Source organism: Pseudomonas sp. FYR_5, from assembly GCF_043106315.1.
In the GTDB taxonomy this organism is placed as follows: domain Bacteria; phylum Pseudomonadota; class Gammaproteobacteria; order Pseudomonadales; family Pseudomonadaceae; genus Aquipseudomonas; species Aquipseudomonas putida_Y.
Genome location: NZ_JBICMK010000090.1, coordinates 1 through 26,120, shown reverse-complemented (window position 1 = coordinate 26,120; position 26,120 = coordinate 1). Strand labels below are relative to the sequence as shown.

The following is a 26,120-nucleotide window of genomic DNA, read 5'->3' as shown; positions in this document are numbered from 1 at the left end:
CATCGAGGCAGGGTAGCCCAGGGCGCGACAAATCGCACCCGCTGTTTCGCTCAGTCGCCCCTGGTAATGCCGTGTTTGCGCAGTTTTCGATACAAGGTATTGCGGCTGATGCCCAAGTGCTCGGCGACGCGGGTGAGATGCCAGTGTTTTGCCTCCAGGACCTCCTTCAGCGCTTGCCGCTCCGCGTCGAGCAGAACCTCGGTCCCTACAGATTCACCCTCAATCTCTGCGGCACCGCCGGACCTGTGGGAGCGGGCTTGCCCGCGAACGAGGGCAACGCCCTCGCCCTCTATTGCCTGGTCGGACATCTTCGTGGGCTCGCCCGCCCCCACGGGAGGTGGGCTGGTACGGATGACTGCGGGGAGGTCCGCAAAGGTAATGCGGGCATCTTCGCAAAGCGCCACCAGGGTACGCAGCACATTACGCATCTGCCGCACGTTCCCCGGCCAGGTATATTCGAGCAGCACCTGCCGCGCCCTGGGCTCGATGTCGATCCGTTGCCCCTGCGTCTCCTGGCGTAGCAGAAAGTCCAGCAACTGCGCCTTGTCACTGCGTTCACGCACCGCCGGCAGCGCTACCTCCAGGCCATTGAGGCGGTAATACAGGTCCTCGCGGAAACTGCCCTGCTCAACCCGTTCCAGCAGGTCACGGTGCGTAGCACTGACGATGCGCACGTCCACCGCCTGTGGCTCTCCCCCGATCGGCACCACCTGGCGCTCCTCCAGCACCCGCAGCAGTCGGGTTTGCAGGGCAAGCGGCATATCGCCGATCTCGTCCAGCAGCAAGGTGCCGCCATCGGCCTGCAACAGCTTGCCGCGCATGCCCTCCTTGCGCGCGCCGGTAAAACTACCGCCGCGGTACCCGAACAGCTCGCTCTCGATCAGGCTTTCCGGGATGGACGCGCAGTTGATGGCGACGAACGGCTTGCCGCGCCGCTCACTGGCCTGATGCACAGCCTGGGCGAAGGCCTCCTTGCCACAGCCGGTCTCGCCGCGCAGCAGCAATGGCACATCGCGCTCGAACACCCGCACGCTGCGGCGGAAATCATTTTGCAACGCAGGGTCCAGCAGACAGACCAGCGGCTCCACTTCACGTGCAGGCCGCGGCTGGGCGGCCGGCACTGACCAAACCGGCGCCCGGGCCTGCCCCCGCAGGCTGGCGAACACCTGGCGACCATCCAGGGTGCGCAGCGGCCAGACAGTGCTGCCGCCGGGCGTGGCACGACTGAACATTTCGTCATGGCTGCACGCGAAAAAGCACTCCAACGGTTTGCCCAGCACGCCACCCCGTACCGTGCCCAGCAGGTTCAGTGCGCTTTGGTTGGCAGCGCAAATGCGCCCATCGCCGTCGAACGCCAGCAAGCCTTCGCTGAACAGGCCGACCGACTCGGCTTGCAGGTGAAAACGCAATAACCATTGCTGCTCGAAATGGCGCAGGAAATAGCAGCTCTCGATCATCTTCGCCGACAGGTTGACCAACGCCATGGTGTGGAACTGGCTTTGCCGCGATACGTCGGGGCGGGCAGAGGACACGTCGAGTACCGCCAGCAAATCGCCATGCGGGTCGAACACCGGGCTGGCCGAGCAGGTCAGACCAGTGTGACGGCCACGGAAGTGCTCGTTCTGGTGAATGGTCAGCGCCTGGCGCTCGACCAGGCAGGTGCCGATGCCATTGGTGCCCTCGCGCGCCTCGCTCCAGTCGGCACCCAGCCACAGCCCGGCACGCTCGAAGCTGCGCCGCTCGGTGGGGGCACTGACGCAGTTGAGGATCACCCCGCGGGCGTCAGTCAGCAGCACCGCGTGGCCCGCGCCGGAAAGCTGCTGGTGCAGGCTGTTCATTTCATGGTCGGCAATTTGCAGCACCTGGTGCAGGCGCTCGCGGCTTTCCAGCAGGCGCCCATGCTCAAGCACCACCGGGGCTTCTATCACCGCCGGGTCGAGGTGGTAATCCTCCAGGCAGCGCAGCCAGGAACGGGCGATGGAAGGGTCACTGCCGCCCTCCCCGGCCCCACCATGGGCAACGCTATGGACCTGCCGGGCATGGCGAGTGAAGTGATTGCTCTGCATTGTTGTAATTCTCCGCAGATAGAGCGTCAGCCCAGCATCCTCCACCCGGGTAGGCTTTGCAATGCACACACCGGTGACGTGTCGCAAACGGCACAAAATGTCACCCCTGGCGTACCGACGCCGGCACAGCCCCTCCTTGATCAGGCCGGTAAAAATGACCCAAGTCATTGATTTGCCTGGCACGGCCAACACTGGCCCAACCCTTGCTCTATGCTTTTCAACTCCCTAAAAAGCACAATACCAAGGAGACACACCATGCGTTATGCACATCCCGGTACCGAGGGCGCGAAGGTTTCCTTCAAGAACCGCTACGGCAACTACATCGGTGGTGAGTTCGTTGCTCCGGTAAAGGGGCAGTACTTCGAAAATACCTCCCCGGTGAATGGCAAGCTGATCGCTGAATTCCCCCGTTCTACTGCCGAAGACATCGAGAAAGCCCTGGATGCCGCCCATGCAGCCGCCGACGCCTGGGGCCGCACGTCAGTGCAGGATCGTTCCAACGTGCTGCTGAAGATCGCCGACCGCATCGAGCAGAACCTCGAACTGCTGGCCATTACCGAAACCTGGGACAACGGCAAGCCGATCCGCGAAACCCTCAACGCCGACATTCCGCTGGCAGTCGACCACTTCCGCTATTTCGCTGGCTGCATCCGCGCCCAAGAAGGCGGCGCTGCCGAGATCAATGAAGGCACCGTGGCCTACCACATCCACGAGCCACTGGGCGTGGTCGGGCAGATCATCCCCTGGAACTTCCCGATCCTGATGGCGGCCTGGAAGCTTGCCCCGGCACTGGCCGCTGGTAACTGCGTGGTGCTGAAGCCTGCCGAACAGACGCCACTGGGCATCACCGTCCTGCTCGAAGTCATTGGCGACCTGTTGCCACCTGGCGTGCTCAACGTGGTGCAAGGCTACGGCCGCGAAGCCGGTGAAGCCCTGGCCACCAGCAAGCGCATCGCCAAGATCGCCTTCACCGGCTCTACCCCGGTGGGCTCGCACATCATGAAATGCGCCGCCGAGAACATCATCCCGTCCACCGTCGAACTGGGTGGCAAGTCGCCGAACGTGTACTTCGAAGACATCATGCAGGCCGAGCCAAGTTTCATCGAGAAGGCGGCAGAAGGCATGGTGCTGGCGTTCTTCAACCAGGGCGAAGTGTGCACCTGCCCGTCGCGTGCCCTGGTGCAAGAGTCGATCTACCCGCAGTTCATGGAAGTGGTGATGAAGAAGGTGCTGCAGATCAAGCGCGGCGACCCGCTGGACACCGACACCATGGTCGGCGCCCAGGCCTCGCAGCAGCAGTTCGAAAAGATCCTCTCGTACCTGCAGATTGCCCAGGACGAAGGCGCCGAGCTGCTCACCGGCGGCAAGGTCGAGAAACTGGAAGGTGCGCTGGCTACCGGTTACTACATCCAGCCGACCCTGCTCAAGGGCAACAACAAGATGCGCGTGTTCCAGGAAGAAATCTTCGGCCCGGTGGTCAGCGTCACCACCTTCAAGGACGAAGCCGAAGCGCTGGCGATTGCCAACGACACCGAGTTCGGCCTGGGTGCCGGCGTGTGGACCCGCGACATCAACCGTGCCTACCGCATGGGCCGCGGCATCAAGGCTGGCCGTGTGTGGACCAACTGCTACCACCTGTACCCGGCGCATGCCGCGTTCGGTGGGTACAAGAAGTCGGGGGTCGGGCGTGAGACGCACAAGATGATGCTGGATCACTATCAGCAGACCAAGAACCTGCTGGTGAGCTACGACATCAATCCGTTGGGCTTCTTCTAGACCGCGTCGCCTTCTTCGCGGGTAAACCCGCTCCTACAGATCCTGCGCTGGTCTTGAATCTTGCGCAATCCCTGTAGGAGCGGGTTCACCCGCGAAGAGGCCAGGCCGGCATACCCTGAACCCAGGGCGGCAACCGTGCACCAGCCGCTCTGGCTCGCTTCCTGCAGTACCCATCACCATCGGCCCGGAACCCTTCCGGCCACCAAGAAAAACAACAGGTGAATCTATGCCAAGCGAACATTCCGCCGGATCGCCGGCAGGCTCTTCCGTCGACTTCGAGAAAGTCGGCTCTGACTATTTCCAGCAACGTGAACTGAAAAAAGGCGCCGCCGGCTGGGTACTGCTGGTCGGCCTGGGCGTGGCCTACGTCATTTCCGGCGATTACGCCGGCTGGAACTTTGGCTTGGCTCAGGGCGGCTGGGGTGGCATGTTCCTGGCCACCTTGCTGATGGCCACCATGTACCTGTGCATGTGCTTCTCGCTGGCCGAGCTGTCGTCGATGATCCCCACCGCTGGCGGCGGCTACGGCTTTGCCCGCAGTGCCTTCGGCCCGTGGGGCGGCTTTCTGACCGGCACGGCGATCCTGATCGAATACGCCATCGCCCCTGCCGCCATCGCGGTGTTCATCGGCGCCTACTGCCAATCGCTGTTCGGTATCGGCGGCTGGATGATCTACCTGGCGTTCTACATCGTGTTCATCAGCATCCACATTTTCGGCGTGGGTGAGGCACTGAAGCTGATGTTCATCATCACCGCCATTGCCGCCATTGCCCTGGCCGTATTCCTGATAGGCATGGTGCCCCATTTTGATGCGGCCAACCTGTTCGACATCGCCAAAACGGACGCCGTCGGCGCCAGCAGCTTCCTGCCGTTCGGCTATGTCGGCGTGTGGGCAGCCATCCCCTACGCCATCTGGTTCTTCCTTGCCGTCGAAGGCGTGCCACTGGCCGCAGAAGAAACCAAGAACCCCAAGCGTGACCTGCCACGCGGCCTGATCGGTGCCATGCTGGTACTGCTGGCCTTCGCCTTGCTGATCCTGGTGGTCGGCCCGGGCGGCGCAGGCTCCGAGGCGCTGAAGGCCTCCGGTAACCCGCTGGTCGAAGCCCTGTCGAAGGCCTACGGCGGCTCCACCTGGATGGGCGGCTTCGTCAACCTGGTCGGTCTGGCCGGGCTGATCGCCAGCTTCTTCTCGATCATCTATGCCTATTCCCGGCAGATCTTCGCCCTGTCCCGCGCCGGTTACCTGCCGCGCAAACTGTCGGAAACCAACAAAAGCAAGGCCCCGGTACTGGCCTTGGTCATCCCCGGCATCATCGGTTTTGCCCTGTCGCTGACGGGCCAGGGTGACTTGCTGATCCTGGTGGCAGTATTTGGCGCTACCCTGTCTTACGTGCTGATGATGGCTGCGCACATTACCCTGCGCATCCGCCGGCCAAAGATGGAACGCCCATACCGCACCCCGGGCGGCATCTTCACCTCCGGTCTGGCCCTGGTGCTGGCGTGCATCGCCGTGGTCGCCGGATTCCTGGTTGACCCGCGGGTAGTCATTGGCGCTGCAGTGATCTATGCGGTATTAATTGCCTACTTTGCTTTCTACAGCCGCCACCACCTGGTCGCGGGCACACCGGAAGAGGAATTCGCCGCGATCCAGAAGGCCGAAGAGGCCCTGCACTGATCGTCGCCACCCGCCGCGGGGCAACCCGCGGCTCTGGAGATTCTGTATGGCAAGTTTCGTACACACGGTCGGCCATCTGGTCTACCGCTTCGACAGCCTCAAGGAAGTGATGGCCAAGGCCAGCCCGGCACGCTCCGGGGACTGCCTGGCAGGCGTGGCGGCCAGCAACGACGCCGAGCGCGTCGCCGCGCAGATGGCGTTGGCCAATATTCCGCTGACGCACTTTCTCAATGAAGCACTGATCCCTTACGAAGCAGATGAAGTTACCCGCCTGATCATCGACACCCACGATGCCCAGGCCTTCGCCCCGGTCAGCCACCTAACCGTGGGTGGCCTGCGCGACTGGCTACTGAGCGAGGAAGCCAACGAAGACAGCCTACGCGCCCTGGCGCCCGGGTTGACCCCGGAAATGGCCGCTGCCGTGTCGAAGATCATGCGCGTGCAGGACCTGGTGCTGGTGGCACAGAAAATCCGCGTGGTCACCCGGTTCCGCGGCACCATGGGCCTGCGCGGGCGCCTGTCGACCCGGCTGCAACCCAACCACCCGACAGACGAACCGGCCGGTATTGCCGCCAGTATTCTCGACGGCTTGCTGTACGGCAACGGCGACGCCATGATCGGCATCAACCCGGCCACCGACAGCATTGCTTCGATCTGCGCCCTGCTGGAAATGCTCGACGCCATCATCCAGCGCTACGACATCCCCACCCAGTCCTGCGTACTGACCCACGTCACCACCTCGATCGAAGCGATCAACCGCGGCGTGCCACTGGACCTGGTGTTTCAGTCCATCGCCGGTACAGAGGCGGCCAATGCCGGCTTCGGCATCAACCTGAACGTATTGCAGGAAGGCTACGAAGCCGGTCTGTCGCTGAAACGTGGCACCCTCGGGCAGAACCTGATGTATTTCGAAACCGGCCAGGGCAGCGCGCTCTCGGCCAACGCCCACCACGGCGTCGACCAGCAGACCTGCGAAACCCGCGCCTATGCCGTGGCCCGTCACTTCAAGCCGTTCCTGGTCAACACCGTGGTCGGTTTCATTGGCCCGGAATACCTGTACAACGGCAAGCAGATCATCCGCGCCGGCCTCGAAGACCATTTCTGCGGCAAACTGCTGGGCGTGCCGATGGGTTGCGATATCTGCTACACCAACCATGCCGAAGCCGATCAGGACGACATGGACACCTTGCTGACGCTGCTGGGTGTGGCCGGCATCAACTTCATCATGGGCATCCCCGGCTCCGACGACATCATGCTCAACTACCAGACCACCTCGTTCCATGACGCGCTGTACGCGCGCCAGACCCTGGGCCTGAAGCCCGGGCCGGAATTCGAGGCATGGCTGGCCCGCACCGGCATCTTCACCCAGGCCGATGGCCGGGTGCGCTTCGGTGACAACCTGCCGCCGGCCTTCCGCCAGGCCTTGGCACAGCTTGCATAGGGATGACCATGGACCATCGCACGCCTACCCCCGACAACCCTTGGCTGGCCCTGCGCAACCTGACCCCGGCGCGCATCGCCCTGGGCCGCACCGGCACCAGCCTGCCGACCGGGGCGCAGCTGGACTTCCAGTTCGCCCATGCCCAGGCACGTGATGCCGTGCACCTGGCTTTCGACCACGCCGGCCTGGCCAGCCAGCTGAGTGACCGCGGGCGCGAAAGCCTGGTGTTGCACAGCGCTGCCAGCGACCGCCACCAGTACCTGCAGCGGCCGGACCTTGGCCGCCGGCTGAACGAAGACTCGATTGCGACCCTTCGCCAGCATGCCCAGGCCAACCCCGGCGGCGTCGACCTGGCCATCGTGGTGGCTGACGGCCTCTCGGCACTGGCCGTGCATCGCCACACGCTACCGTTCCTGACCCGCTTCGAGGAACAGGCTGCCGCCGACGGCTGGACCAGCGCCCCGGTGGTGCTGGTCCAGCAGGGCCGTGTGGCAGTGGCCGACGAGGTCGGCGAGCTGCTGGGCGCACGGATGACGGTGATGCTGATCGGTGAACGCCCGGGGCTGAGCTCGCCCGACAGCCTTGGCCTGTATTTCACCTATGCACCCAAGGTCGGCCTGACCGATGCCTACCGCAACTGCATTTCCAATATCCGCCTGGAGGGGCTGAGCTATGGCATGGCGGCGCACCGCCTGTTGTACTTGATGCGCGAAGCCTGCCGGCGCCAGCTTTCCGGGGTGAATCTGAAGGACGAAGCCGAGGTACATAGCCTGGAGAATGAAGACAGCACCAGCCAGAAAGGTAACTTCCTGCTCGGCAAAGGGTAAAAAACCTGTCACGGAAGGCGGATTGCACTTGTGCCGTGCATTGGGCAGCATGCCCTTGAACGCTGCTTGCAATCCGCTGTTTCCCAAATGGACTCTGAGGGCCGCACATGCGCATCATCAAGGCAACCCTGGAACACCTCGACCTGATCACGCCGTTGTTCGTCAAATACCGTGAGTTCTACGGGCAGTTGCCCTATCCCGACAGCTCGCGCAGCTTTTTGGAAAAGCGCCTGAAGCGGGATGAATCGGTGATTTACCTGGCACTTCCGGATGATGACGACGGTAAACTGCTGGGCTTTTGCCAGCTGTATCCGAGCTACTCGTCGCTGTCGTTGAAGCGGGTATGGATTCTCAACGATATCTATGTAGCTGAGGACTCCCGGCGCATGCTGGTCGCCGACCACCTGATCCGCGAAGCGAAGAAAATGGCCAAAGAGACCAATGCTGTTCGCATGCGGGTGTCGACCAGCGCGAACAATGAAGTGGCGCATAAGACCTACGAATCCATCGGTTTTCGCGAGGATACCGAGTTCAAGAGCTACATCCTGCCGATCAGTCAGGATTGACCGGCACCAGCCTCTTAGCGGGCGTGCCCGCTAAGAGGCTGGTAAAGGAATACCCCTCTACCGTAACCCCCCGCTACAAACTCCTCGGGCATGATCCTCACTTAGCCGTATAATGGCGCACCTGTCATGTGTGAAAATTTACCCCTCCCCCGGTAACCAAGCCTACGCCCAAGAACACAGGTGCTGTACATGGATTTCAACCCGCTGGACCTTATCCTGCATCTCGATGCCTACCTCGATCTGCTGGTCACCAACTACGGTCCCTGGATCTACGCCATCCTGTTCACCGTGATCTTCTGCGAAACCGGCCTGGTAGTCATGCCATTCCTGCCGGGCGACTCGCTGCTGTTCATCGCCGGCGCCGTTGCGGCGGGTGGTGGCATGGACCCGGTGCTGCTGGCCGGCCTGCTGATGGCCGCTGCAATCCTGGGCGACAGCACCAATTACGTGATCGGCCGAACGGTCGGCGAGCGTTTGTTCAACAACCCCAACTCCAAGATCTTCCGCCGCGACTACCTGCAGCGTACCCACGATTTCTATGAACGCCATGGCGGCAAGACCGTGACCATGGCGCGCTTCCTGCCTATCTTGCGTACCTTTGCACCGTTCGTCGCGGGCATCGCTCACATGCACTACCCACGCTTCCTCGGCTTCAGCGTTGCCGGTTCGCTGCTATGGGTCGGCGGCCTGGTCACCTTGGGCTACTTCTTCGGCAACGTGCCGTTCATCAAGCAGCACCTGTCGCTGATGGTCGTGGGCATCATCATCCTGTCGCTGGTGCCGATGATCATCGGCTTGCTGCGTGGGCGCCTGGGCCGTACGGCCAAGGCTCACTGAACAGGTAAAGAACGAACCGCATGTGGTCATTCAGCGCCTGGCGGCGCAAGCGCACTCTGGCGCGTTACCCGGTCACGCCACAGCAATGGCAGGCCGTACGCGAGCGGCTGCCGATGCTGGACGGCATCAGCGACGCTGAAGACCACTGGCTGCGCGAAGCCTGCATCCTGTTCCTGCTCGACAAGCACCTCACCTGCCTGCCCGGGGTCGAACTGGACGACGAACAGCGCCTGATGCTGGCTGCCCAGGCACAGTTACCGCTGCTTCACCTGGGTGAGCTGAACTGGTACCAAGGCTTCCACGAAATCATCCTGTACCCCGACGACTTCAAGAGCCCCCAGCGCCACCGCGATGCCAGTGGCGTGGAGCATGTGTGGGACGGAGAACACAGCGGCGAGGCCTGGCAGCAGGGGCCGATCATCCTGGCCTGGAACGGCGTGCAGGCCAGTGGTGGCTGGGAGGCTTACAACCTGGTCATCCATGAACTGGCGCACAAGCTCGACATGCTCAATGGCGATGCCAACGGCCTGCCACCACTGCACAGCAGCATGCCAGTTGATGAGTGGGCAACAGCCATGCAGCAGGCTTACGACGACCTCAACCAGCAACTGGACGCCAACCCCGCAGCCGAAACCGCCATCGACCCCTATGCTGCAGAAAACCCGGCAGAGTTCTTTGCCGTTACCAGCGAGTACTTCTTTAGTGCCCCCGACCTGCTTCATCAGGCTTATCCACAGGTCTACCACCAGTTGTCGATGTTCTACCGGCAAGACCCGCTGGCGCGCCTGTGCCGGCTGCAGGCGGAACACCCCGAGTACCGCGAAAGCCACGCCTGACGGGCCCGCACATCAGGCCAAGCGTGGCGTGCCCCGGCAGAATGTGCCTATAATCGCCGCCACTTTTTGGTCAAACACGGGGGCACTGCCCAATGAGCTACAGCAAGATTCCGGCGGGCAAAGACCTGCCGAACGACATCTACGTCGCCATCGAGATCCCGGCCAACCACGCGCCGATCAAATACGAAATCGACAAGGACAGCGATACGCTGTTCGTCGACCGTTTCATGGCTACCCCGATGTTCTACCCAGCCAACTATGGCTTCATCCCGAACACCCTGGCTGACGACGGTGACCCGCTGGACGTGCTGGTGGTTACCCCTTACCCAGTGGCCCCAGGCTCGGTTATCCGCGCCCGTCCGGTTGGCGTGCTGAACATGACCGACGACGGTGGCGGTGACGCCAAGGTCATCGCTGTTCCTCACGACAAGCTGTCGCAGCTGTACGTTGACGTCAAGGAATACACCGACCTGCCAGCCCTGCTGATCCAGCAGATCGAGCACTTCTTTGCCAACTACAAAGATCTCGAGAAGGGCAAATGGGTCAAGATCGAAGGCTGGGAAGGCGCCGACGCCGCCCGTGCCGCGATCACCAAATCGGTCGCTGCCTACAAGGGCTGATTCCGACTGCAGGGAAACCCCGCTTTGGCGGGGTTTTTCATGCCTGAATGGTACGCGCTCACTGCGGGGAACAAATCCTACACAGTCCTACACCAGCATCCTACAAACAGCCTCTTTTCGTACAAATCCCGTCAACACCTGGTTCATTTCCTTACTGGCAACCCGCCGCTACACTCGCCGCCATGAACACTTCCGGCGACCGCCTCAGAGCCCTGCTCCACGAATGTGGCCTGACCCCTTCCGATTTCGCCGCCCAGCGCAGCGTCACAGCACAGCACGTCAACAACTGGTTCAAACGCGGTGTACCTTTGGCCCGGCTGGACGAACTGGCCGATCTGTTCTGTGTGCACCGACGTTGGCTGCGCACCGGTGAAGGCCCCAAATACCCCAACCCACTCCTGCGCAACGGCCTTCCACGGCCAGCGCCCGCCAATCCGCTTACCCCGCTGTGGGAACATCGTGGCCGGGTATTGAAGGTGCCCTACTACGAAGTGCGCAACGGCTTGCTGTCGCCGGTGGGCAGCAAGCACCTGCGCTTGCCGGCAAAAACCCTGAAGGGCTTGGGCGTGCAAGCCAGCAATGCAATCTGCCTGGCAATGCCGGCCAACAACATGCTCCCGCTGATTCCGCTGGAAGCGACCCTGGCCATCGACCTGGGCATGACCCAGGTGGTCGAGGGCGAAACCTATGCCCTGCTGCAAAACGGCATGCTCAGGGTGAACAACCTCAGTGTTGGCGAGCACGGCATCCTGTACCTGCACAGCCATGACAGGCGCAACTACGCGGTCGAACGCTACACCCCTGCTCAGCGTCAGGCGCAGGGCCTGGAAATTCTTGGCTGGGTGTTCCATTGGTCACATTTCCGCCAGCAGCGGCCCAGCTGAAGCACCCTGCGCAATTTTTTGCTGGGCATCCTGCGCCCGCCCTTGTATGCTACGCCGCACATTAAGCCCCGACCGGCGCGAGCCGCGGTCCAGAGGGCTCGGCGATATCCCACACGGGCATCTGCCATCTCTTTCAGGCCCTTGATGGCCACACAGTTAAGGCGATTGCGGCTTACCATAAATTAGTCGGAAGCGTCCCCGAGAAGCCGGCCACAAGCCGGCTTTTTAATTCAACAAGCCTTTAAAAAACGCTCACAATCCGCGGGTTTCCAGCCCCCTCGCCCGTCCATAGAACGAAGCCACTTGTGCCTTCAGTCGCGCTCAGGCCCCGCTGTCGCAAGCGACCTTGGTGTGTCTGCTTTTTCTTGCAGCGTATATGGACATCAATTTGATATTTCGAAATCTTCCAATGGAAAGGATTTTTTTGGGGTGAGCGTTTCGTGTCAGACTATAATAAAACGATTAGATGAGAGCCGACACCTGCTGCCATCCTCGGAGATTGCTGATTAATAACATTTAATCTGTGAAGGCTTGATGTAGCGATGAGGATTTAATATGAACGCCTTATTGAAAGAGCTGCACGCCTATCATCATGAAGTGGCCACCAAAATTAATCAGATCAAAGAGTTACTGGAGAGGATAAGGCACGGGTCTGCGGGTGCCGATGACCGCAAGCTGTTGTTTAAGCAACTGGAAGCCTTGCATGGTGATGCAGAGCGGCACCACCATGAAAATGAAGAGCTTATTCGGCTGGCCTTGCTGGCAACCGAGGCCCCGATCCACCAACGGGTCAAGGATATCGAGCAAGATCATCAAGCCTTCAAGCGAATTGCCGGACAACTCAAGATGTTGGAGCACTCAACGCAGGAGGCAAGAGTAATCGCCGACACGATAGAAGACTTCATCAAGAAATATTATGATCATATGGATGCCGAGGAGAATATTTTCTTTCCGGTGGCAGACAAGTGGTTGTCAGACACCCAATGGCAGGAAATAAAGCTTCAATGGCACTAACCAGAGATTTAAATACCTTTCATTAAAATAAGGTTAGCTTAACACTCGACCCCGCAACTTTATTGCACTGATAACCGATGGTGCATATACCCTCCTATGGCAGTTTACGGCAAGGTGGATTGGTCGGACGCTTACGGTAGGTTTCCACAGAGCACATTCTTAACGCTCAGTCCGATAGGTACTATCAGTGACCGACTGAAGGACTTTGCCGCTTGCTGTTGCATACCTCGGAAAAACTGAACCTTGCTCTGCCATTCTCCTTGGCCTGATACAAAGCTTGGTCTGCCAGGCCTACAAGCTGATGTGCGTCCTGCCCCTGCTTAGGCTGGAGACAGGCTACGCCTTGTGAAATAGTCACCCGGTCAGCGACCAATGACTCCACATGAGGGATCTTCAGATTCTCCACAGCATCAGACAACTGCTGAGCAACGGTAGCGGCGCCACTGAGGTGGGTGCCGGGCAGAATGCAGACAAACTCTTCACCGCCATAGCGCGCAACCATATCCAAAGGTCGTCTGATCCCACTGTCCAGAGCCGCAGCGACACGGCGCAGGCACTGGTCCCCCGCTAGATGCCCATAGTGGTCATTGAAGCGTTTGAAGTAATCGATGTCGACAAGAATCAGTCCTAGCCACCCTCCGTCACGGCATAAATGACTCCAGGCTGCATGGAGGTGTTGCTCGAAAGCTCGTCGGTTGGATATGCCTGTCAAACCGTCGATCGACGCCAGGCTCTTCAGGTAATCGCTTTGCAATTTCAAAGTCAGATGGGTTTTTACCCGAGCGCGGGCAATACCGGGATGAAATGGCTTGCTAATGTAGTCAACAGCGCCAAGCTCAAGTCCCTTTGCCTCGTCTGCCTCTTCCCCCTTGGCGGTTACGAATATCACAGGAATGGCTGCCGTCAACGGACTGGCCTTAAGACGACGACATACCTCATAGCCGTCTATGCCGGGGAGCATCACATCGAGCAGGATCAAGTCCGGGAACTGTGTCAGGGCCATGTCCACTGCCTTATTTCCATCCATGGCCATGTAGATTTCATGGTCAGCACGAAATAGCTCATTCAGCGCGTGGATATTGAGTGCCTGGTCATCCACGATCAATAAACGCGGCTTGACCTTTGGATGTCCAGATTCATCGTTCATCAACATTCCTTTTGAGTGAATCGGTCAGCTTATCGCACCACAGGGCGGCTGACTGGAAATCCAGATCGTCGACGGCCTGCTTAAGCGCGTCAAAGATCGCTTTGCTGTGTAACGGTACCGCATCCTGCAAGGACTCAGCTCGCTGGAGTGCGACGAGATTACTGCTGACCAACAGCGCTCGCAGGCCACTCAATTCAATTTCCCAGTCCCTCTCCGTGAATGCAAGTGGTCGTTCAGTCGCGAATACCACGGAAGTGGCAAAGGCAAGATTAAGCCGTGTGCAGTCAGACGCGAGTTGCATGTGCAGGTGCGATAGCCACCGAGGATTGGCCATGAACGACTGCCCCTCCTCCGGCGACGCCTGCAGAAGGCGCTGCTCCAGCTCGGCAGCCAGCGCGGATAGCCCACTAGCACCCATGGTGCCGGCACTGCCCTTGATGGTGTGCAATTGCATCAACACACCGGCCTTTTCGCTGTTGCTGCAGTGCCGCTCCAGCTTATCAAGATTACGTCGCATCTCATCTGGAAAACGCTGCAGCACGTTACGCAACAGTGTCAGGTTACCGCCGAAGCGCCGCAACACACTCTCGGTTGACTCATCGCTCGGCGAGTCGCTCGATTGAATGGCCGGCCGGACAGGCACCTCTCGGTCCAGCAGCTTCCTGAGAACCGCTACAAGGTTTTCCAGATCGACAGGTTTGCCTACATGTTCATTCATCCCAGCGGCCAGGCACGCCTCACGCTCGGAGGTTGAGGCGTTTGCAGTCATGGCGACAATAGGCAAGCCCCAATGAAGGGGGCTTTGACGAATCCGACGGGTTGCCTCCAGCCCGTCCATGTCAGGCATCTGGATATCCATCAGTACCGCATCGAAGGTTTGCACGCCATTCAACACGGCCTCGACACCCTGCTGTCCCCCCTCAGCCAACGTCACTTTGGCCCCCTCGAGTTCCAGCAGTTCCTGAGCCACCTGGCGATTGAGCGGATTATCCTCAACCACCAATAACTTGATACCGTCGAGCCTGGATAGCGGGCTCACGGGCCCAGTGACATTGGAAGATTGCGTACCTGAGACTGCAAGCTCCACAGTAGTGGCAAGCTGCTTAGGGGTGATTGGCTTGCTCAAGACCGCAACATAAGGCTCCTGTGGCCCCTGCTGTAAACTCGCGAACACCTCGTGACTATGCGCAGTAACCATCACCACTACCGGCGCAGAATCCATGAGCGAGTCCCGTATAAGGCGAGCAGCAGTCAGGCCATCGACATCCGGCATGCGCCAATCCATCAACACTACATCGTAAGGGCGCACATTCGCGGCAGTTAGCACGCGCTCCACCGCCTCTCGCCCTCTACTGGCCTGATCGACTTGCCATCCTAACGCGACAGCAGTTCTAGCGAGTACTTCGCGGGCCGTGTGATTGTCGTCGACCACCAACACATTGAGGTCAGGAAAAACTGTCGTGTGCTCTGTCTCCATGGTATTCGCCAAAGCGAATTCCAGCTCGAACCAGAAACAGCTGCCCACCCCTGGCTGGCTGTTCACTCTCAGGGTGCCGCCCATCAGCTCGATCAGCCGCTTACAGATCGCCAGCCCCAGGCCCGTCCCACCATAACGGCGACTGATGGAGGCCTCGGCCTGGCTGAACCCGTCGAAGATCCGCTGGAGTTGCTCTTCGCTGATACCTATTCCCGTATCGGTCACCGAAATTCGCAGCCGAACAGCATCGGGCCGACGATCACAGACTCTGAGACTCACGGTAATCTCGCCACGCTCAGTGAACTTGAGCGCATTGCCAGCCAGATTGATAAGAATCTGTTGCAGACGCAGGCTGTCGCCCACCAGGCATTGGGGTAATGAGGTATCGAGATCGAACAACAATTCGACATCCTTTTCTGCCTGGTTGCCACCCAGTACCGCAGCAAGGTCCGTCATCAGCCCATTGATCTCGAAGGGATGTGGATCGAGCTGCAGCTTGCCGGCTTCGATCTTGGAGTAGTCAAGAATGTCATTGAGCAACCCCAAAAGCGATTTGGCAGCGCCGTGCGCCTTGCGGATATAGTCAAGCTGCCGCGCATCAAGCTCTGTGGCCTGAACCAAATGCAGCATGCCCAGCACAGCGTTCATGGGTGTGCGAATTTCATGGCTCATGTTGGCCAGGAAAGCACTCTTGGCGGCATTGGCCGCGTCCGCCTGTTCTTTAGCGAGAAACAAGCGTGACTGCAGCTCATGTTCTACAGTGACATCGCGATTTATGCCTATAACTTTCCGGCAGCCTGTTTCAGCAACATACTCGATCCTGGCAGCGGCCTGAACATAACGAATATCGCCACCGGGTAACTGAAGACGGAACAGTGTCTCGAATACGCCGTACCCATCAAGTAAGCCCTGTAGCAATCGGGTGGCAACTTCAGCATCGTCGGGGTGCAGGCGCTCCTGCCAGTGCTTGTAACTCAGGCCAACCGCTTTCAAGGCGAGCGGCTGTTCATAAATCTCGAACATCCGATCATTCCACTGCAGATCATCGTCTTCGGGAGACCACGTCCACACCCCCAGTTTCGCCACATCCGAAGCCAAGGCCAGCTGATCGCGTGCCGAAGCGATGGCATCATGCTGACGCCGCTGTTCGGAAAGATCGAAGAGCACGGCGACGAGCATGGGCTGACCGCCAATCTGCATGCAGCCCAGCGTGACCTGCGCGGGGAAGATAAGCCCATCCTTGCGGCGAGCCTCCACTTCTCGGGAAACCCCGGTCATATTGCTGCTGGCCGGATCACCAAACGCATCCTGCGAGAGCGACAAGTCACCCTCGAATAAAGCAGGCAACAAGACTCGAACGTTACTGCCGACAAGCTCGTCAGGTTGGTAGCCGAAAACGTTCTGCGTAGCACGATTGCAAGACTGAATCACCCCTGTCCGATCGATCCTGATGACAGGGTTGACGGCTGTATCGAGAATGGTCTGTGTCAATGCCAGGCTGTCGGCCAAGCGCTCCTCTACCTGCTTGCGCCGGCTGATATCGATAGCGATACCCAGGTATCCACTCAACCTGCCATCGGCATTGTGCATGCCGGTGACCAGCAACGTAACACTGAAACGCGTGCCGTCCTTTCGCACGTATGTCCATTCCCGAACCTCCGCCTCGCCCAGAGAAGCCTTGTGCACAAAAACGCGGAAGCCCCCTATCGCTTCTCCATAGGCCCGGCTCAACTCCTCGCCTCGTTGTGCCATCTCCTCATCCAGATGGAACATACCGGGGGTGCGAAGGCCAACGACTTCCTCGGCCGTGTAGCCAAGCAATTGCTCAGCCCCTTTGTTGAAAACGGTGATGATGCCCTCGAGGTCGGTTGCGATGATCGAGACCTGTGATGCCGAGTGCAGGACGTTGGTCAGCAGGGCATTCAGCTCGCGCAGCTCTGTCGTGCGCTCGGCCACCTGATGTTCCAGGCCAACATTCAGTTCCAGAATGCGTGCCTCTGCCCGCTTCTGCTGGGTGATGTCGCGAACGGTCTTGGAGGCCCCAACAACCCGCCCTGCTGCATCACAAATAGGCGAGACTGTTACCGAAACGTCTAACGACTGGCCGTCTTTACGCACTCGTCGGGTCTCAAAGTGCTCGATACGCTCGCTGCGAGCTATTTTCTCCAGCAAATGCACTTCCTCGTCCGCCAACTCGCAGGGCAATATCCGGCCCAGTAAAGTGCGGCCCAGTACTTCATCGCTGCCATAGCCAAAAATCTTCTCGGCGCCATGGTTCCAGGCCGTGACGATGCCATCCAGGGTCTGGCCAATGATTCCATCGTTGGAGTTCTCAACAATGGCTGCGAGCTTGGCCTGTTCCGCCAGAACGTCGCGTCGACGTCTACGGCTGACACTGAAAACCCCCACCAATGCCGTGATCAACAGGGTGCTGCACAGCCCGATGCCAAAGGCACTGCGGGGGGAGAACTGGCGTAACTCCTGCACGAAAGAGGGGTATGCAACCAACTCGATTTCCCAGCGACGACCAAAAACCAACTGGGTCAAATGGGTGCGCATGACCTCTTGCTGTTCCCCGCCATTTTGATTGCGCTCATAGAATTGCACAGGGGCGGCCGCATCGGTCACGTCACGCAAATGCAACCGAATTCCATCGGATGGCAATGGCAGCCCTGTAAGGACCTCTTCGGTCAGTAGCGGTGCATAACTCCAACCAAAACCTTGTGCCACTCTTTCGGCAACGGTATCCGGCGTATTTCCCGTTCGGTAGATCGGCAGCAGGAACAAGAATGACTGCAGCGGTTTGCCCGTTGCCTGGACCAAGGTGATCGGACCCGTGAGACGCGCAGCTCCCGTGCGCATTGCCGCGCCAGCAGCCTCTCGCCTGTTCTTTTCTGACGCGATATCCAAACCTACCGCTGCCAGGTTCTTCTCCTGAGGCTCGATGTACTGAATGACGAAGCGCTCGCCCTCATGTGGCGTAAGCTGGCGTATCGTGAAATCAGGTTTGCCATCGAGCCTGGCCTTTTGCAGGAAAGCCGCTTCGGCACTGGCTGGAACGCGACGAATGAAACCGAAGCCGCGAGCCCCCGGAAACTCGGTATCGAGGTCTCGAGTCTTGATGTAAGTCAAAAAGCCATGACGGCTGGCCTGTTGCTCGCCCATGACCTGAAGAGCACCACGCGCTCCTCTCAAACCGAACTCATAAAGATGGATGCGTGCAGCAACAGCATCGCTTGTACGCTGGACTGCACGGGTCAATGCAGCCTCGGCATGCGCCCTGTTCTGATTCATCAGAACGTAGGAGGTCATAAGGGTAACCGCCAGGCCTGCGACAAACACAGCGATCATCGCTGTAACAGATCCAAGCTTCAGAATACGATCTTTCAATTTCACCCCACATCAGCGGCTGGCCAAACGAGAAAAATCGATTGCGCTAGATTGGCCTCAGATTGCCGGTCTCCAGCATCTGTTGCAGTTGCAGGAACGGTACTGGTCGGCAGTAGTGATATCCCTGCATCAGCCAGCAACCCAGTGCCATGAGGCTGATCGCCTGCTCCTGGTTTTCCACACCTTCGGCAATCAGTTCCAACCCCAGCGCCTGGCCCATACGCACAATGGCTTCGATGATGGCGGCATCACTGTGGTCGTCAAGCATGTCACGCACAAAACTCTGGTCGATTTTCAGCACATCGATGGGCAGTTGCTTGAGGTAACTAAGGCTGGAGTAGCCGGTACCAAAATCGTCGATTGCCAGCCGCACGCCCATGCGCTTCAGTGCTTCAAGTGTTTCTCGCGCCTTGACGACATTGTCTGCCAACACGCCCTCCGTGATTTCCAGTTCGAGCAGGTACGCAGGAAGCCCCGAGTCCTTGAGCCCCCTACGTATCATGTCGAAGAAATTATCTTCACGAAATTGAACAGCGGAAATATTGACGCTGACGGGTACTTGAAATCCTGAATCCATCAATAGGCAGGCGTCTTTACAGGCCTGCGTCAGTACTTGACGCCCCAGCGGAATAATCAATCCAGTCTCCTCTGCGACCGGAATGAATTCACCTGGTGAAAGCAGCGTACCATCGGATTGTCGACAGCGAATCAACGCTTCCATGCCACGCATACACCCCGTTCGGGCATCCATTTTCGGCTGATAGAAAACCTCGAAGACGCCCTGTTCCAAGGCGCTGCGCATATGTTGCTCAAGCATATGCCTGGCACGGGTGCTGGTTTCCAATGTCCGGGAAAAGAAGCGTGAGCGATTCCTGCCTTCACGTTTGGCCTGATACATGGCTGCATCGGCGTGGCTGTAAAGCGCTTCCAGGTCGGTACTGTCTTCGGGGTAGATACTGACACCAATACTGGTGGTAATGCTGTAACGCTTCTCGCCAATCTGCATCGGGGACGCAAGCGTCCGCAATAACTGTTCGCACAAGTCCCCAATAGCTTCTAGCCGGACCACTTGCGGCAGTAAAATCACGAACTCATCGCCTCCCGGCCGGCTCACCGTATCCTGCGGCCGAACGCTGCTGGCCAAACGCTCAGCGACGCACTTTAGAATGGCATCCCCGACTGAATGCCCCAATGAGTCATTGATGCTCTTGAAATGATCCAGATCCAACAGTAACAACGCGACCTTGCTGCCGTTGCTTTGGGCCTGCTGAATCGCTTGTGCTGCGCGGTTCGTGAATAGTTGACGGTTGGGCAAGCCAGTTAGCGCATCATAATAAGACAAGCGCTTGGCTTCATTGCGCAGATTCAGGTGGGCGCGTACATGGGCCCTTACCACGGGAACATTGATAGGCTTCTGGATAAAGCCAACCCCTCCGAACTCCAGGGCACGAACTTGATTGTCGCACTGGGTATGGGAGCTGACGAACAGGACGGCAGCGTCACAGAGCTTTGGGTCGGTCTTGATCGCCCGGCACAATGCAAAGCCATTCATGTCGGGTAACTCGATGTCGATAAGGATCAGGTCGGGGCGGTATTCCCCGGCCACCTGCAGCGCTTCACGGCCGTCATGGGCAACATGAACCTCACCGAAGCTGCTGACAGACCCTTGAAGAACTTCACGATCGCTTGATTGGTCATCAACGATCAGGATCACAGAGTTCATCTGATCTGCCAGATCAAGCATGTGTGACTCCTTGAAATCCATTTCAAAGCGTCAGCGTAGACGATCAGCTGCGAATTGCGCAGTCAGACAAGCCTGTGACCAACAGGTTGCTCACAATGGACTGCTGATATCCCGTAATGCGATGTGAGCTCATGGCTTAAGGTGCTCAGTGATTACATTGAAGTTCCGAGGGTCAGCCTGCCCCAACATCCAGAATGAAGATCCAGCTACAACAACCCATTGAATGCTGAAGAATGGATTTAGGGGTAGCAGACAAAAGGACAACGGAAATGCCCACCCCGTCACTGTGGTAGCGGGATGGGCGATTGTCCGACAGGCGCGGGTGATCAAGGGCATGCCTGGCCAGTGATCAGCCCTGCCCCTGGTCGACTCAAGGTTGCGCGTACTTGAGTACGTACAGGCACAGCTCGCGGTAGACATCGACAGGCAGTTGCGACATCAGCTTCTGAGCCTGGCCGAGGGTTTTACAATTGAGCTCGGCCATCGCCCGACGGTGTTCCGAACCCAGCAGGCCGGCATGCACCACCTGCGCATACTGAATATAAGAACAGGGGAAATCGGCTTGGGGGCTGCGTTGGACCTTGAAGTCGATCTTCAGGTCTGCCCCGCGGAAGAATGCTCTGCCCTGATAGGTCTGCTGGGGCACGAGAAGCCCTTTTTCCGGGCAGGTGCTGTGACAGACCGGAAGGCTATTCTTATCCGTCTCCAGGCCACGTCGATAGATCACGATTTCGGAGCCCGGTACCTCGATACAGGCGTTTTCGAAAGCATCGATGATGGACCTGCCATTGATTTGCGCCTCTTCGATCTGCGTCAGGCTGACCACACGCTCGATCTCCTGATTGCCAACGCTGTTGACCACACGGTCCAGGGTCGACCAGTGGCTGAATTCTTTCTGACACGCAATCAGATGGACCTCGCTCTGATAGCCCTGTCGGGCGGCTTCAGGTGGAAAATCAGCGAAATGAGGGCTGTCGAGCGCGGTCTCCATGATGATGTTGTATTTGTTTTCCATCGCATACGTGCAAATCAATGCCCCCAGCCGCCAGATGAACGACTCGGTATGCTCGTAGACATACAGCACGCCTTTGTCTTCCATGGCCCGATAGTGAGGGTGCAGTTCACGAAAATGGGTTTCGTAAAGGCGAACGTAATTGTCGTACCGCCCGCTCTTCAGCAGCGCGTTTTCCAGCAAGTACGTCTTACCCGAGCCTTGTGCACCGGCAATGATGAGCATTTTGGGCTTGAGCACGCCGTCGACATAGTCGCGCTTCTTGTCGAACAATGTGTCGACGACCTTTCTGAATGCGAGATGGAGATCGGTATCGGTAAAAGGATAGAGAGAGGACATGACGGGTCGTTTCCTTGGTTTGCCAATGTGACCGTCACGAAGGTAAGCGTTGCGGCAGGTGAAAAAGGAGTAGATGGTTACCGCTGCAAGCCTCATCGAAGGTCGTAGAACCGCGGGTTGCCACTGGGGTGGCACTGTGCTGTATGCTTGGGCGGTCTTCAGGGCGGGGTGCAAGTCCCCACCGGCGGTAAATCGAAAGATGAGCCCGCGAGCGCTCCGACCATGTCGGGGGTCAGCAGATCTGGTGCAACTCCAGAGCCGACGGTCATAGTCCGGATGAAAGAAGGCGTCATGCAGGGGCCATCCGGGCGCCCTTGCGCGCGCATTTTGTTCGCCCCGAGACGTTCATCGATCATTCACGAGGAGCGTTTCATGTTCACCCAGCACCACGCGCAATTCCCCAATGTTTCCGCCGCCATCACCGCCTTCAAGGCCGGGCGCCCTGTACTGTTGCTCGACGATGACGACCGCGAGGACGAAGCGGACATCATTGCTGCCGCCGAGAACATTTCGCTGCAGACCATGGCCATGATGATTCGCGATTGCAGCGGCATCGTCTGTCTGTGCCTGGACGAAGCCACCGTCGACGAACTGCAATTGGCGCCCATGGTGCAGAATAATCAGGCCCGGCACGGCACCGGTTTCACCGTGACCATCGAAGCGGCCGAAGGTATCACCACCGGGGTTAGCGCCCAGGATCGCATCACCACCATTGACGCAGCATTGCGCTCCAGCGCCGAACAGCGCCATATCGTCAGCCCGGGGCATGTTTTTCCGCTGCGCGCCCGCAATGGCGGGGTGCTGACCCGCCGTGGGCATACCGAAGGTTCGGTGGACCTGGCGCGCCTGGCCGGCCTGCGCCCGGCTGCGGTCTTGTGCGAACTGATGAACCCCGATGGCAGCATGGCCCGTGGTGAGCAGGTGGCGGTATATGCACGGCAGTACAATTTGCCGGTGCTGACCATCGAGGAACTGGCGCAGTACCGTGAGGCGATGCTGGAACGGGAAGCAGAGCCAGCCTGATCCACCGAACAGGGACGCTTTGCGGTCCTCGTGCGAGCGGCCCTTTCGCGACATAGGGCCGCTCCTCCATCGGTCGGCATCAGCCGAGCAGTTGCCGGAAGTTTGCTCCCCCCGCCCCGCTCTGCTAGTGTCGCGCCGTTCTGAATGCCACCGAGACAGTCGCCATGGCCCGCAAAAAAGCCTCCCTCGATTTCGAGCAATCCCTCGCAGACCTGCAAGCACTGGTCGAGCGCCTGGAGAACGGCGAGTTGTCGCTGGAAGAGTCGCTGGCCGCCTTTGAACAAGGCATCGCCCTGACCCGTGACTGCCAGGGAGCCCTGGCCCAGGCCGAACAGAAGGTGCAAATTTTGCTGGAGCGCGACGGCGAACTGGCTGCCCAGCCCTTCGACGCGGAGCCCGAAGCATGATTGGCACCTACCAGGCCAGTTGCCAGGCGCGCGTCGACGCAGCCCTCGAACCGCTGTTCATCGCCCCAAGCAAAGAGCTGGAACGCCTTTACGCCGCCATGCGCTACAGCGTGATGAACGGCGGCAAACGCGTGCGCCCGTTGCTGGCCTACGCGGCCTGCGAAGCCTTGGGCGCCCCGGCCGAGCAGGCCAACGGTGCAGCCTGCGCGGTCGAACTGATCCATGCGTACTCGCTGGTGCATGACGACCTCCCGGCCATGGACGACGACGATTTGCGTCGCGGCCAGCCAACCACCCACAAGGCTTTTGACGAAGCGTGCGCCATCCTTGCTGGCGACGGTTTGCAGAGCCTGGCTTTCAGTGCCCTGCTCGACCCATGCCTGAGCCCGCAGATCGACAGCATTCGCCTGGCCATGGTTCAGGTACTGTCCAAAGCTGCCGGCCCGGCCGGCATGGTTGGCGGCCAGGCCATCGATCTCGGTTCGGTGGGCCAGAAGCTGGATCAACAGGCGCTGGCATTCATGCACCGACACAAGACCGGCGCGCTGATCGAAGCCAGCGTACGCCTCGGCGCCCTGGCCAGCGCCCGCGCCGAACCGGTACAGCTGGATGCCCTGCAGACATATGCACAGGCCATTGGCCTGGCATTCCAGGTGCAGGACGACATCCTCGACGTGGAAAGCGACACTGCTACCTTGGGCAAACGCCAAGGTGCAGACATAGCGCGTGACAAACCGACCTACCCGGCCCTGCTGGGCCTGGAAGCCGCCAAAGCCTATGCAATCGAACTGCGCGACCAGGCGCTGGCCGCACTGCAAGGGTTCGGCGAAACGGCCGAACCGCTGCGGGCTTTGGCGCGTTACATCGTCGAACGCCGTAACTAAACAGCTTCACCTATCCCCGTAGGATCGGGTTTACCCGCGAATGCGATCTTGAATTTGCCGACGCATTCGCGGGTAAACCCGCTCCTACAGGGGGCCGCGTAACCTGTGGTCGAATGGGCACTTTTCCCACAATGGGGTAAACTGCCGCGTCTTCACACACCAATAACGACTCGCCTGATGCCCACGACGTTTCAAGAGATCCCCCGCGAACGCCCGGTCACGCCGTTGCTCGACCGCGCTGACACGCCTGCCGGCCTGCGCCGGTTGGCCGAAGCCGACCTGGAAACGCTGGCCGACGAACTGCGCCAGGAACTGCTCTACACCGTCGGGCAGACCGGTGGGCATTTTGGTGCCGGCCTGGGCGTGATCGAGCTGACCATCGCCCTGCACTACGTGTTCGACACCCCGGACGACCGGCTGGTGTGGGACGTGGGGCACCAGGCCTACCCGCACAAGATCCTCACCGGGCGCCGTAACCGCATGCTCAGCCTGCGCCAGAAGGACGGCATCGCGGCCTTCCCACGCCGCAGCGAAAGCGAGTACGACACCTTTGGCGTTGGCCACTCCAGCACCTCGATCAGCGCCGCGCTGGGCATGGCCATTGCTGCCCGCCTGCAGAACAGCGCACGCAAGTCGATCGCAGTGATTGGTGATGGCGCGCTGACCGCCGGCATGGCCTTCGAGGCGTTGAACCACGCCCAGGAAGTCAATGCCGACATGCTGGTGATCCTCAACGATAACGACATGTCGATTTCGCGCAACGTCGGCGGCCTGTCCAACTACCTGGCCAAGATCCTCTCCAGCCGCACCTACGCGAGCATGCGCGAAGGCAGCAAGAAAGTGCTGTCGCGACTGCCAGGCGCCTGGGAAATCGCCCGTCGCACCGAGGAATACGCCAAGGGCATGCTGGTGCCAGGCACGCTGTTCGAAGAGCTGGGCTGGAACTACATCGGCCCGATCGACGGCCACGACCTGCCCACCATGATCGCCACCCTGCGCAACATGCGTGATCTGAAAGGCCCGCAGTTCCTGCATGTGGTGACCAAGAAGGGCAAAGGCTTCGCCCCTGCCGAGATTGACCCGATCGGCTACCACGCCATCACCAAGCTGGAGCCGGCCGACAAGCCCGCCGCGCCGAAGAAAGCCAGCGGCCCGAAATATTCCGCGGTGTTCGGCCAGTGGCTGTGCGACATGGCTGCTGCCGACAACCGCCTGGTGGGCATTACCCCAGCGATGAAGGAAGGCTCGGACCTGGTCGACTTCAGCGAACGCTACCCTGAGCGCTACTTCGACGTTGCGATCGCAGAGCAGCATGCCGTGACCTTGGCGGCCGGCATGGCCTGTGAGGGCAGCAAGCCGGTGGTGGCGATTTATTCCACCTTCCTGCAGCGTGCCTACGACCAGCTGATCCACGACGTGGCGGTGCAGAACCTCGACGTGCTGTTCGCCATCGACCGTGCCGGCCTGGTCGGCGAGGATGGCCCGACCCACGCCGGCAGCTACGATCTGTCGTACCTGCGCTGCATCCCGGGCATGCTGGTGATGACCCCCAGCGACGAGAACGAACTGCGCAAGATGCTCAGCACCGGCCACCTGTACAACGGCCCGGCCGCTGTACGGTACCCGCGTGGTACCGGCCCGAATGCGCCGATCAGCGGTGACCTGCAACCACTGGAGATCGGCAAGGGCGTGGTCCGCCGCCAGGGCGAGAAAGTGGCCCTGCTGGTGTTTGGCGTACAACTGGCCCAGGCCATGCAAGTGGCCGAACAGATCAACGCCACGGTGGTCGACATGCGCTTCGTCAAGCCGCTGGACGAGGCGCTGGTGCTGGAGCTGGCAGGCAGCCATGAGCTGCTGGTAACCATCGAAGAGAACGCCATCATGGGTGGCGCGGGCGCTGCGGTGGGTGAGTTCCTTGCCAGCCAGGCAGTGCTCAAGCCGCTTCTGCACCTGGGGCTGCCGGATATCTATGTCGAGCATGCCAAGCCTGCGCAAATGCTGGCTGAGTGCGGGCTGGATGCGGCCGGGATCGAGGCTTCGGTGAAGGCCCGCATGGCCAGGCTCGGGCTCTAGGGCCCTTTCGCGGGTAAACCCGCTCCTACGACGGCCTGCGCCCGATTACCGATGTGTGCCCACTGTAGGAGCGGGTTTACCC

The 26,120-nt window shown here is 59.8% G+C and carries 19 protein-coding genes and 1 riboswitch; of the genes, 14 read left to right on the top strand and 5 right to left on the bottom strand.

What is annotated here, in order from left to right; translation table 11 throughout:
- Positions 1-50 precede the first annotated feature (50 nt).
- Positions 51-2,066 carry a sigma-54-dependent Fis family transcriptional regulator gene (locus tag ACF8RA_RS17000; protein WP_392519378.1) on the bottom strand — a complete coding sequence of 672 codons (2,016 nt, stop codon included), beginning with the start codon at positions 2,064-2,066 and terminating at the stop codon, positions 51-53.
- A gap of 255 nt (positions 2,067-2,321) precedes the next feature.
- On the opposite strand from ACF8RA_RS17000, the gene ACF8RA_RS16995 reads away from it, so the two are divergent.
- The 10 genes from ACF8RA_RS16995 (at position 2,322) to ACF8RA_RS16950 (ending at position 12,542) form a co-directional block, all read left to right on the top strand.
- Complete coding sequence (locus ACF8RA_RS16995; protein ID WP_176684372.1) at positions 2,322-3,842, top strand: aldehyde dehydrogenase family protein; 1,521 nt, start codon at positions 2,322-2,324, stop codon at positions 3,840-3,842.
- 226 nt (positions 3,843-4,068) lie between these two features.
- Positions 4,069-5,517, top strand: coding sequence for an ethanolamine permease (eat, locus tag ACF8RA_RS16990; RefSeq protein ID WP_003255355.1), 1,449 nt, complete (start codon positions 4,069-4,071; stop codon positions 5,515-5,517).
- Between the two features lie 46 nt (positions 5,518-5,563).
- Positions 5,564-6,958 carry an ethanolamine ammonia-lyase subunit EutB gene (locus ACF8RA_RS16985; protein ID WP_010951821.1) on the top strand — a complete coding sequence of 465 codons (1,395 nt, stop codon included), beginning with the start codon at positions 5,564-5,566 and terminating at the stop codon, positions 6,956-6,958.
- Positions 6,959-6,966: 8 nt separating this feature from the next.
- Entirely contained in the window at positions 6,967-7,785 is an 819-nt protein-coding gene (gene eutC, locus ACF8RA_RS16980) for an ethanolamine ammonia-lyase subunit EutC (RefSeq protein ID WP_392519377.1), read from the top strand.
- A 107-nt stretch (positions 7,786-7,892) separates the two neighbouring features.
- Positions 7,893-8,351: a GNAT family N-acetyltransferase gene (locus ACF8RA_RS16975; protein ID WP_028697785.1), complete on the top strand. Its 459-nt coding sequence runs from the start codon at positions 7,893-7,895 to the stop codon at positions 8,349-8,351.
- 189 nt (positions 8,352-8,540) lie between these two features.
- Positions 8,541-9,188 carry a DedA family protein gene (locus ACF8RA_RS16970; RefSeq protein WP_021783945.1) on the top strand — a complete coding sequence of 216 codons (648 nt, stop codon included), beginning with the start codon at positions 8,541-8,543 and terminating at the stop codon, positions 9,186-9,188.
- A gap of 20 nt (positions 9,189-9,208) precedes the next feature.
- Positions 9,209-10,024 (top strand): zinc-dependent peptidase, encoded by an 816-nt coding sequence (locus ACF8RA_RS16965; protein WP_392513801.1) that lies wholly within the window; start codon positions 9,209-9,211, stop codon positions 10,022-10,024.
- Between the two features lie 92 nt (positions 10,025-10,116).
- Positions 10,117-10,644 carry an inorganic diphosphatase gene (gene ppa, locus ACF8RA_RS16960; RefSeq protein ID WP_003255365.1) on the top strand — a complete coding sequence of 176 codons (528 nt, stop codon included), beginning with the start codon at positions 10,117-10,119 and terminating at the stop codon, positions 10,642-10,644.
- Between the two features lie 182 nt (positions 10,645-10,826).
- Positions 10,827-11,528, top strand: coding sequence for an XRE family transcriptional regulator (locus tag ACF8RA_RS16955; protein ID WP_176684370.1), 702 nt, complete (start codon positions 10,827-10,829; stop codon positions 11,526-11,528).
- A gap of 555 nt (positions 11,529-12,083) precedes the next feature.
- Positions 12,084-12,542 (top strand): hemerythrin domain-containing protein, encoded by a 459-nt coding sequence (locus ACF8RA_RS16950; protein WP_176684369.1) that lies wholly within the window; start codon positions 12,084-12,086, stop codon positions 12,540-12,542.
- A 184-nt stretch (positions 12,543-12,726) separates the two neighbouring features.
- Here ACF8RA_RS16950 and ACF8RA_RS16945 read toward each other — a convergent pair whose 3' ends face one another.
- The 4 genes from ACF8RA_RS16945 to ACF8RA_RS16930 all read right to left on the bottom strand — a co-directional run bounded on the left by ACF8RA_RS16945 (position 12,727) and on the right by ACF8RA_RS16930 (position 21,651).
- Positions 12,727-13,689 (bottom strand): diguanylate cyclase domain-containing protein, encoded by a 963-nt coding sequence (locus ACF8RA_RS16945; RefSeq protein ID WP_256122359.1) that lies wholly within the window; start codon positions 13,687-13,689, stop codon positions 12,727-12,729.
- Entirely contained in the window at positions 13,679-18,556 is a 4,878-nt protein-coding gene (locus ACF8RA_RS16940; protein WP_392519376.1) for a PAS domain S-box protein, read from the bottom strand. Before ACF8RA_RS16940 ends, ACF8RA_RS16945 begins: the two co-directional genes overlap by 11 nt.
- 46 nt (positions 18,557-18,602) lie before the next feature.
- Positions 18,603-20,300, bottom strand: a complete 1,698-nt coding sequence (locus ACF8RA_RS16935; protein WP_392519375.1) for an EAL domain-containing protein — start codon at positions 20,298-20,300, stop codon at positions 18,603-18,605.
- 370 nt (positions 20,301-20,670) lie between these two features.
- Entirely contained in the window at positions 20,671-21,651 is a 981-nt protein-coding gene (locus tag ACF8RA_RS16930; protein WP_176684363.1) for a zeta toxin family protein, read from the bottom strand.
- Between the two features lie 150 nt (positions 21,652-21,801).
- A riboswitch (FMN riboswitch) is annotated at positions 21,802-21,943 on the top strand.
- An 80-nt stretch (positions 21,944-22,023) separates the two neighbouring features.
- Between ACF8RA_RS16930 and ribB the strand changes: the two genes are divergently transcribed.
- From ribB to dxs, 4 genes are all read left to right on the top strand, one after another.
- Positions 22,024-22,674 carry a 3,4-dihydroxy-2-butanone-4-phosphate synthase gene (gene ribB / locus ACF8RA_RS16925; RefSeq protein WP_176684362.1) on the top strand — a complete coding sequence of 217 codons (651 nt, stop codon included), beginning with the start codon at positions 22,024-22,026 and terminating at the stop codon, positions 22,672-22,674.
- Between the two features lie 164 nt (positions 22,675-22,838).
- Entirely contained in the window at positions 22,839-23,081 is a 243-nt protein-coding gene (locus ACF8RA_RS16920) for an exodeoxyribonuclease VII small subunit (protein ID WP_003255380.1), read from the top strand.
- Positions 23,078-23,965, top strand: coding sequence for a polyprenyl synthetase family protein (locus ACF8RA_RS16915; protein ID WP_176684361.1), 888 nt, complete (start codon positions 23,078-23,080; stop codon positions 23,963-23,965). Before ACF8RA_RS16920 ends, ACF8RA_RS16915 begins: the two co-directional genes overlap by 4 nt.
- A 177-nt stretch (positions 23,966-24,142) precedes the next feature.
- The gene (gene dxs, locus ACF8RA_RS16910; RefSeq protein ID WP_209968234.1) at positions 24,143-26,038 is read left to right on the top strand and encodes a 1-deoxy-D-xylulose-5-phosphate synthase; all 1,896 of its coding nucleotides are present in this window, start codon (positions 24,143-24,145) and stop codon (positions 26,036-26,038) included.
- Positions 26,039-26,120 lie beyond the last annotated feature (82 nt).

Bases quoted from the DNA above. Each gene is read 5' to 3' on its own strand.
- ACF8RA_RS17000 (WP_392519378.1), bottom strand. From the start codon at position 2,066: ATGCAGAGCAATCACTTCACTCGCCATGCCCGGCAGGTCCATAGCGTT.
- ACF8RA_RS16995 (WP_176684372.1), top strand. From the start codon at position 2,322: ATGCGTTATGCACATCCCGGTACCGAGGGCGCGAAGGTTTCCTTCAAG.
- eat (WP_003255355.1), top strand. From the start codon at position 4,069: ATGCCAAGCGAACATTCCGCCGGATCGCCGGCAGGCTCTTCCGTCGAC.
- ACF8RA_RS16985 (WP_010951821.1), top strand. From the start codon at position 5,564: ATGGCAAGTTTCGTACACACGGTCGGCCATCTGGTCTACCGCTTCGAC.
- eutC (WP_392519377.1), top strand. From the start codon at position 6,967: ATGGACCATCGCACGCCTACCCCCGACAACCCTTGGCTGGCCCTGCGC.
- ACF8RA_RS16975 (WP_028697785.1), top strand. From the start codon at position 7,893: ATGCGCATCATCAAGGCAACCCTGGAACACCTCGACCTGATCACGCCG.
- ACF8RA_RS16970 (WP_021783945.1), top strand. From the start codon at position 8,541: ATGGATTTCAACCCGCTGGACCTTATCCTGCATCTCGATGCCTACCTC.
- ACF8RA_RS16965 (WP_392513801.1), top strand. From the start codon at position 9,209: ATGTGGTCATTCAGCGCCTGGCGGCGCAAGCGCACTCTGGCGCGTTAC.
- ppa (WP_003255365.1), top strand. From the start codon at position 10,117: ATGAGCTACAGCAAGATTCCGGCGGGCAAAGACCTGCCGAACGACATC.
- ACF8RA_RS16955 (WP_176684370.1), top strand. From the start codon at position 10,827: ATGAACACTTCCGGCGACCGCCTCAGAGCCCTGCTCCACGAATGTGGC.
- ACF8RA_RS16950 (WP_176684369.1), top strand. From the start codon at position 12,084: ATGAACGCCTTATTGAAAGAGCTGCACGCCTATCATCATGAAGTGGCC.
- ACF8RA_RS16945 (WP_256122359.1), bottom strand. From the start codon at position 13,689: ATGAACGATGAATCTGGACATCCAAAGGTCAAGCCGCGTTTATTGATC.
- ACF8RA_RS16935 (WP_392519375.1), bottom strand. From the start codon at position 20,300: ATGCTTGATCTGGCAGATCAGATGAACTCTGTGATCCTGATCGTTGAT.
- ACF8RA_RS16930 (WP_176684363.1), bottom strand. From the start codon at position 21,651: ATGTCCTCTCTCTATCCTTTTACCGATACCGATCTCCATCTCGCATTC.
- ribB (WP_176684362.1), top strand. From the start codon at position 22,024: ATGTTCACCCAGCACCACGCGCAATTCCCCAATGTTTCCGCCGCCATC.
- ACF8RA_RS16920 (WP_003255380.1), top strand. From the start codon at position 22,839: ATGGCCCGCAAAAAAGCCTCCCTCGATTTCGAGCAATCCCTCGCAGAC.
- ACF8RA_RS16915 (WP_176684361.1), top strand. From the start codon at position 23,078: ATGATTGGCACCTACCAGGCCAGTTGCCAGGCGCGCGTCGACGCAGCC.
- dxs (WP_209968234.1), top strand. From the start codon at position 24,143: ATGCCCACGACGTTTCAAGAGATCCCCCGCGAACGCCCGGTCACGCCG.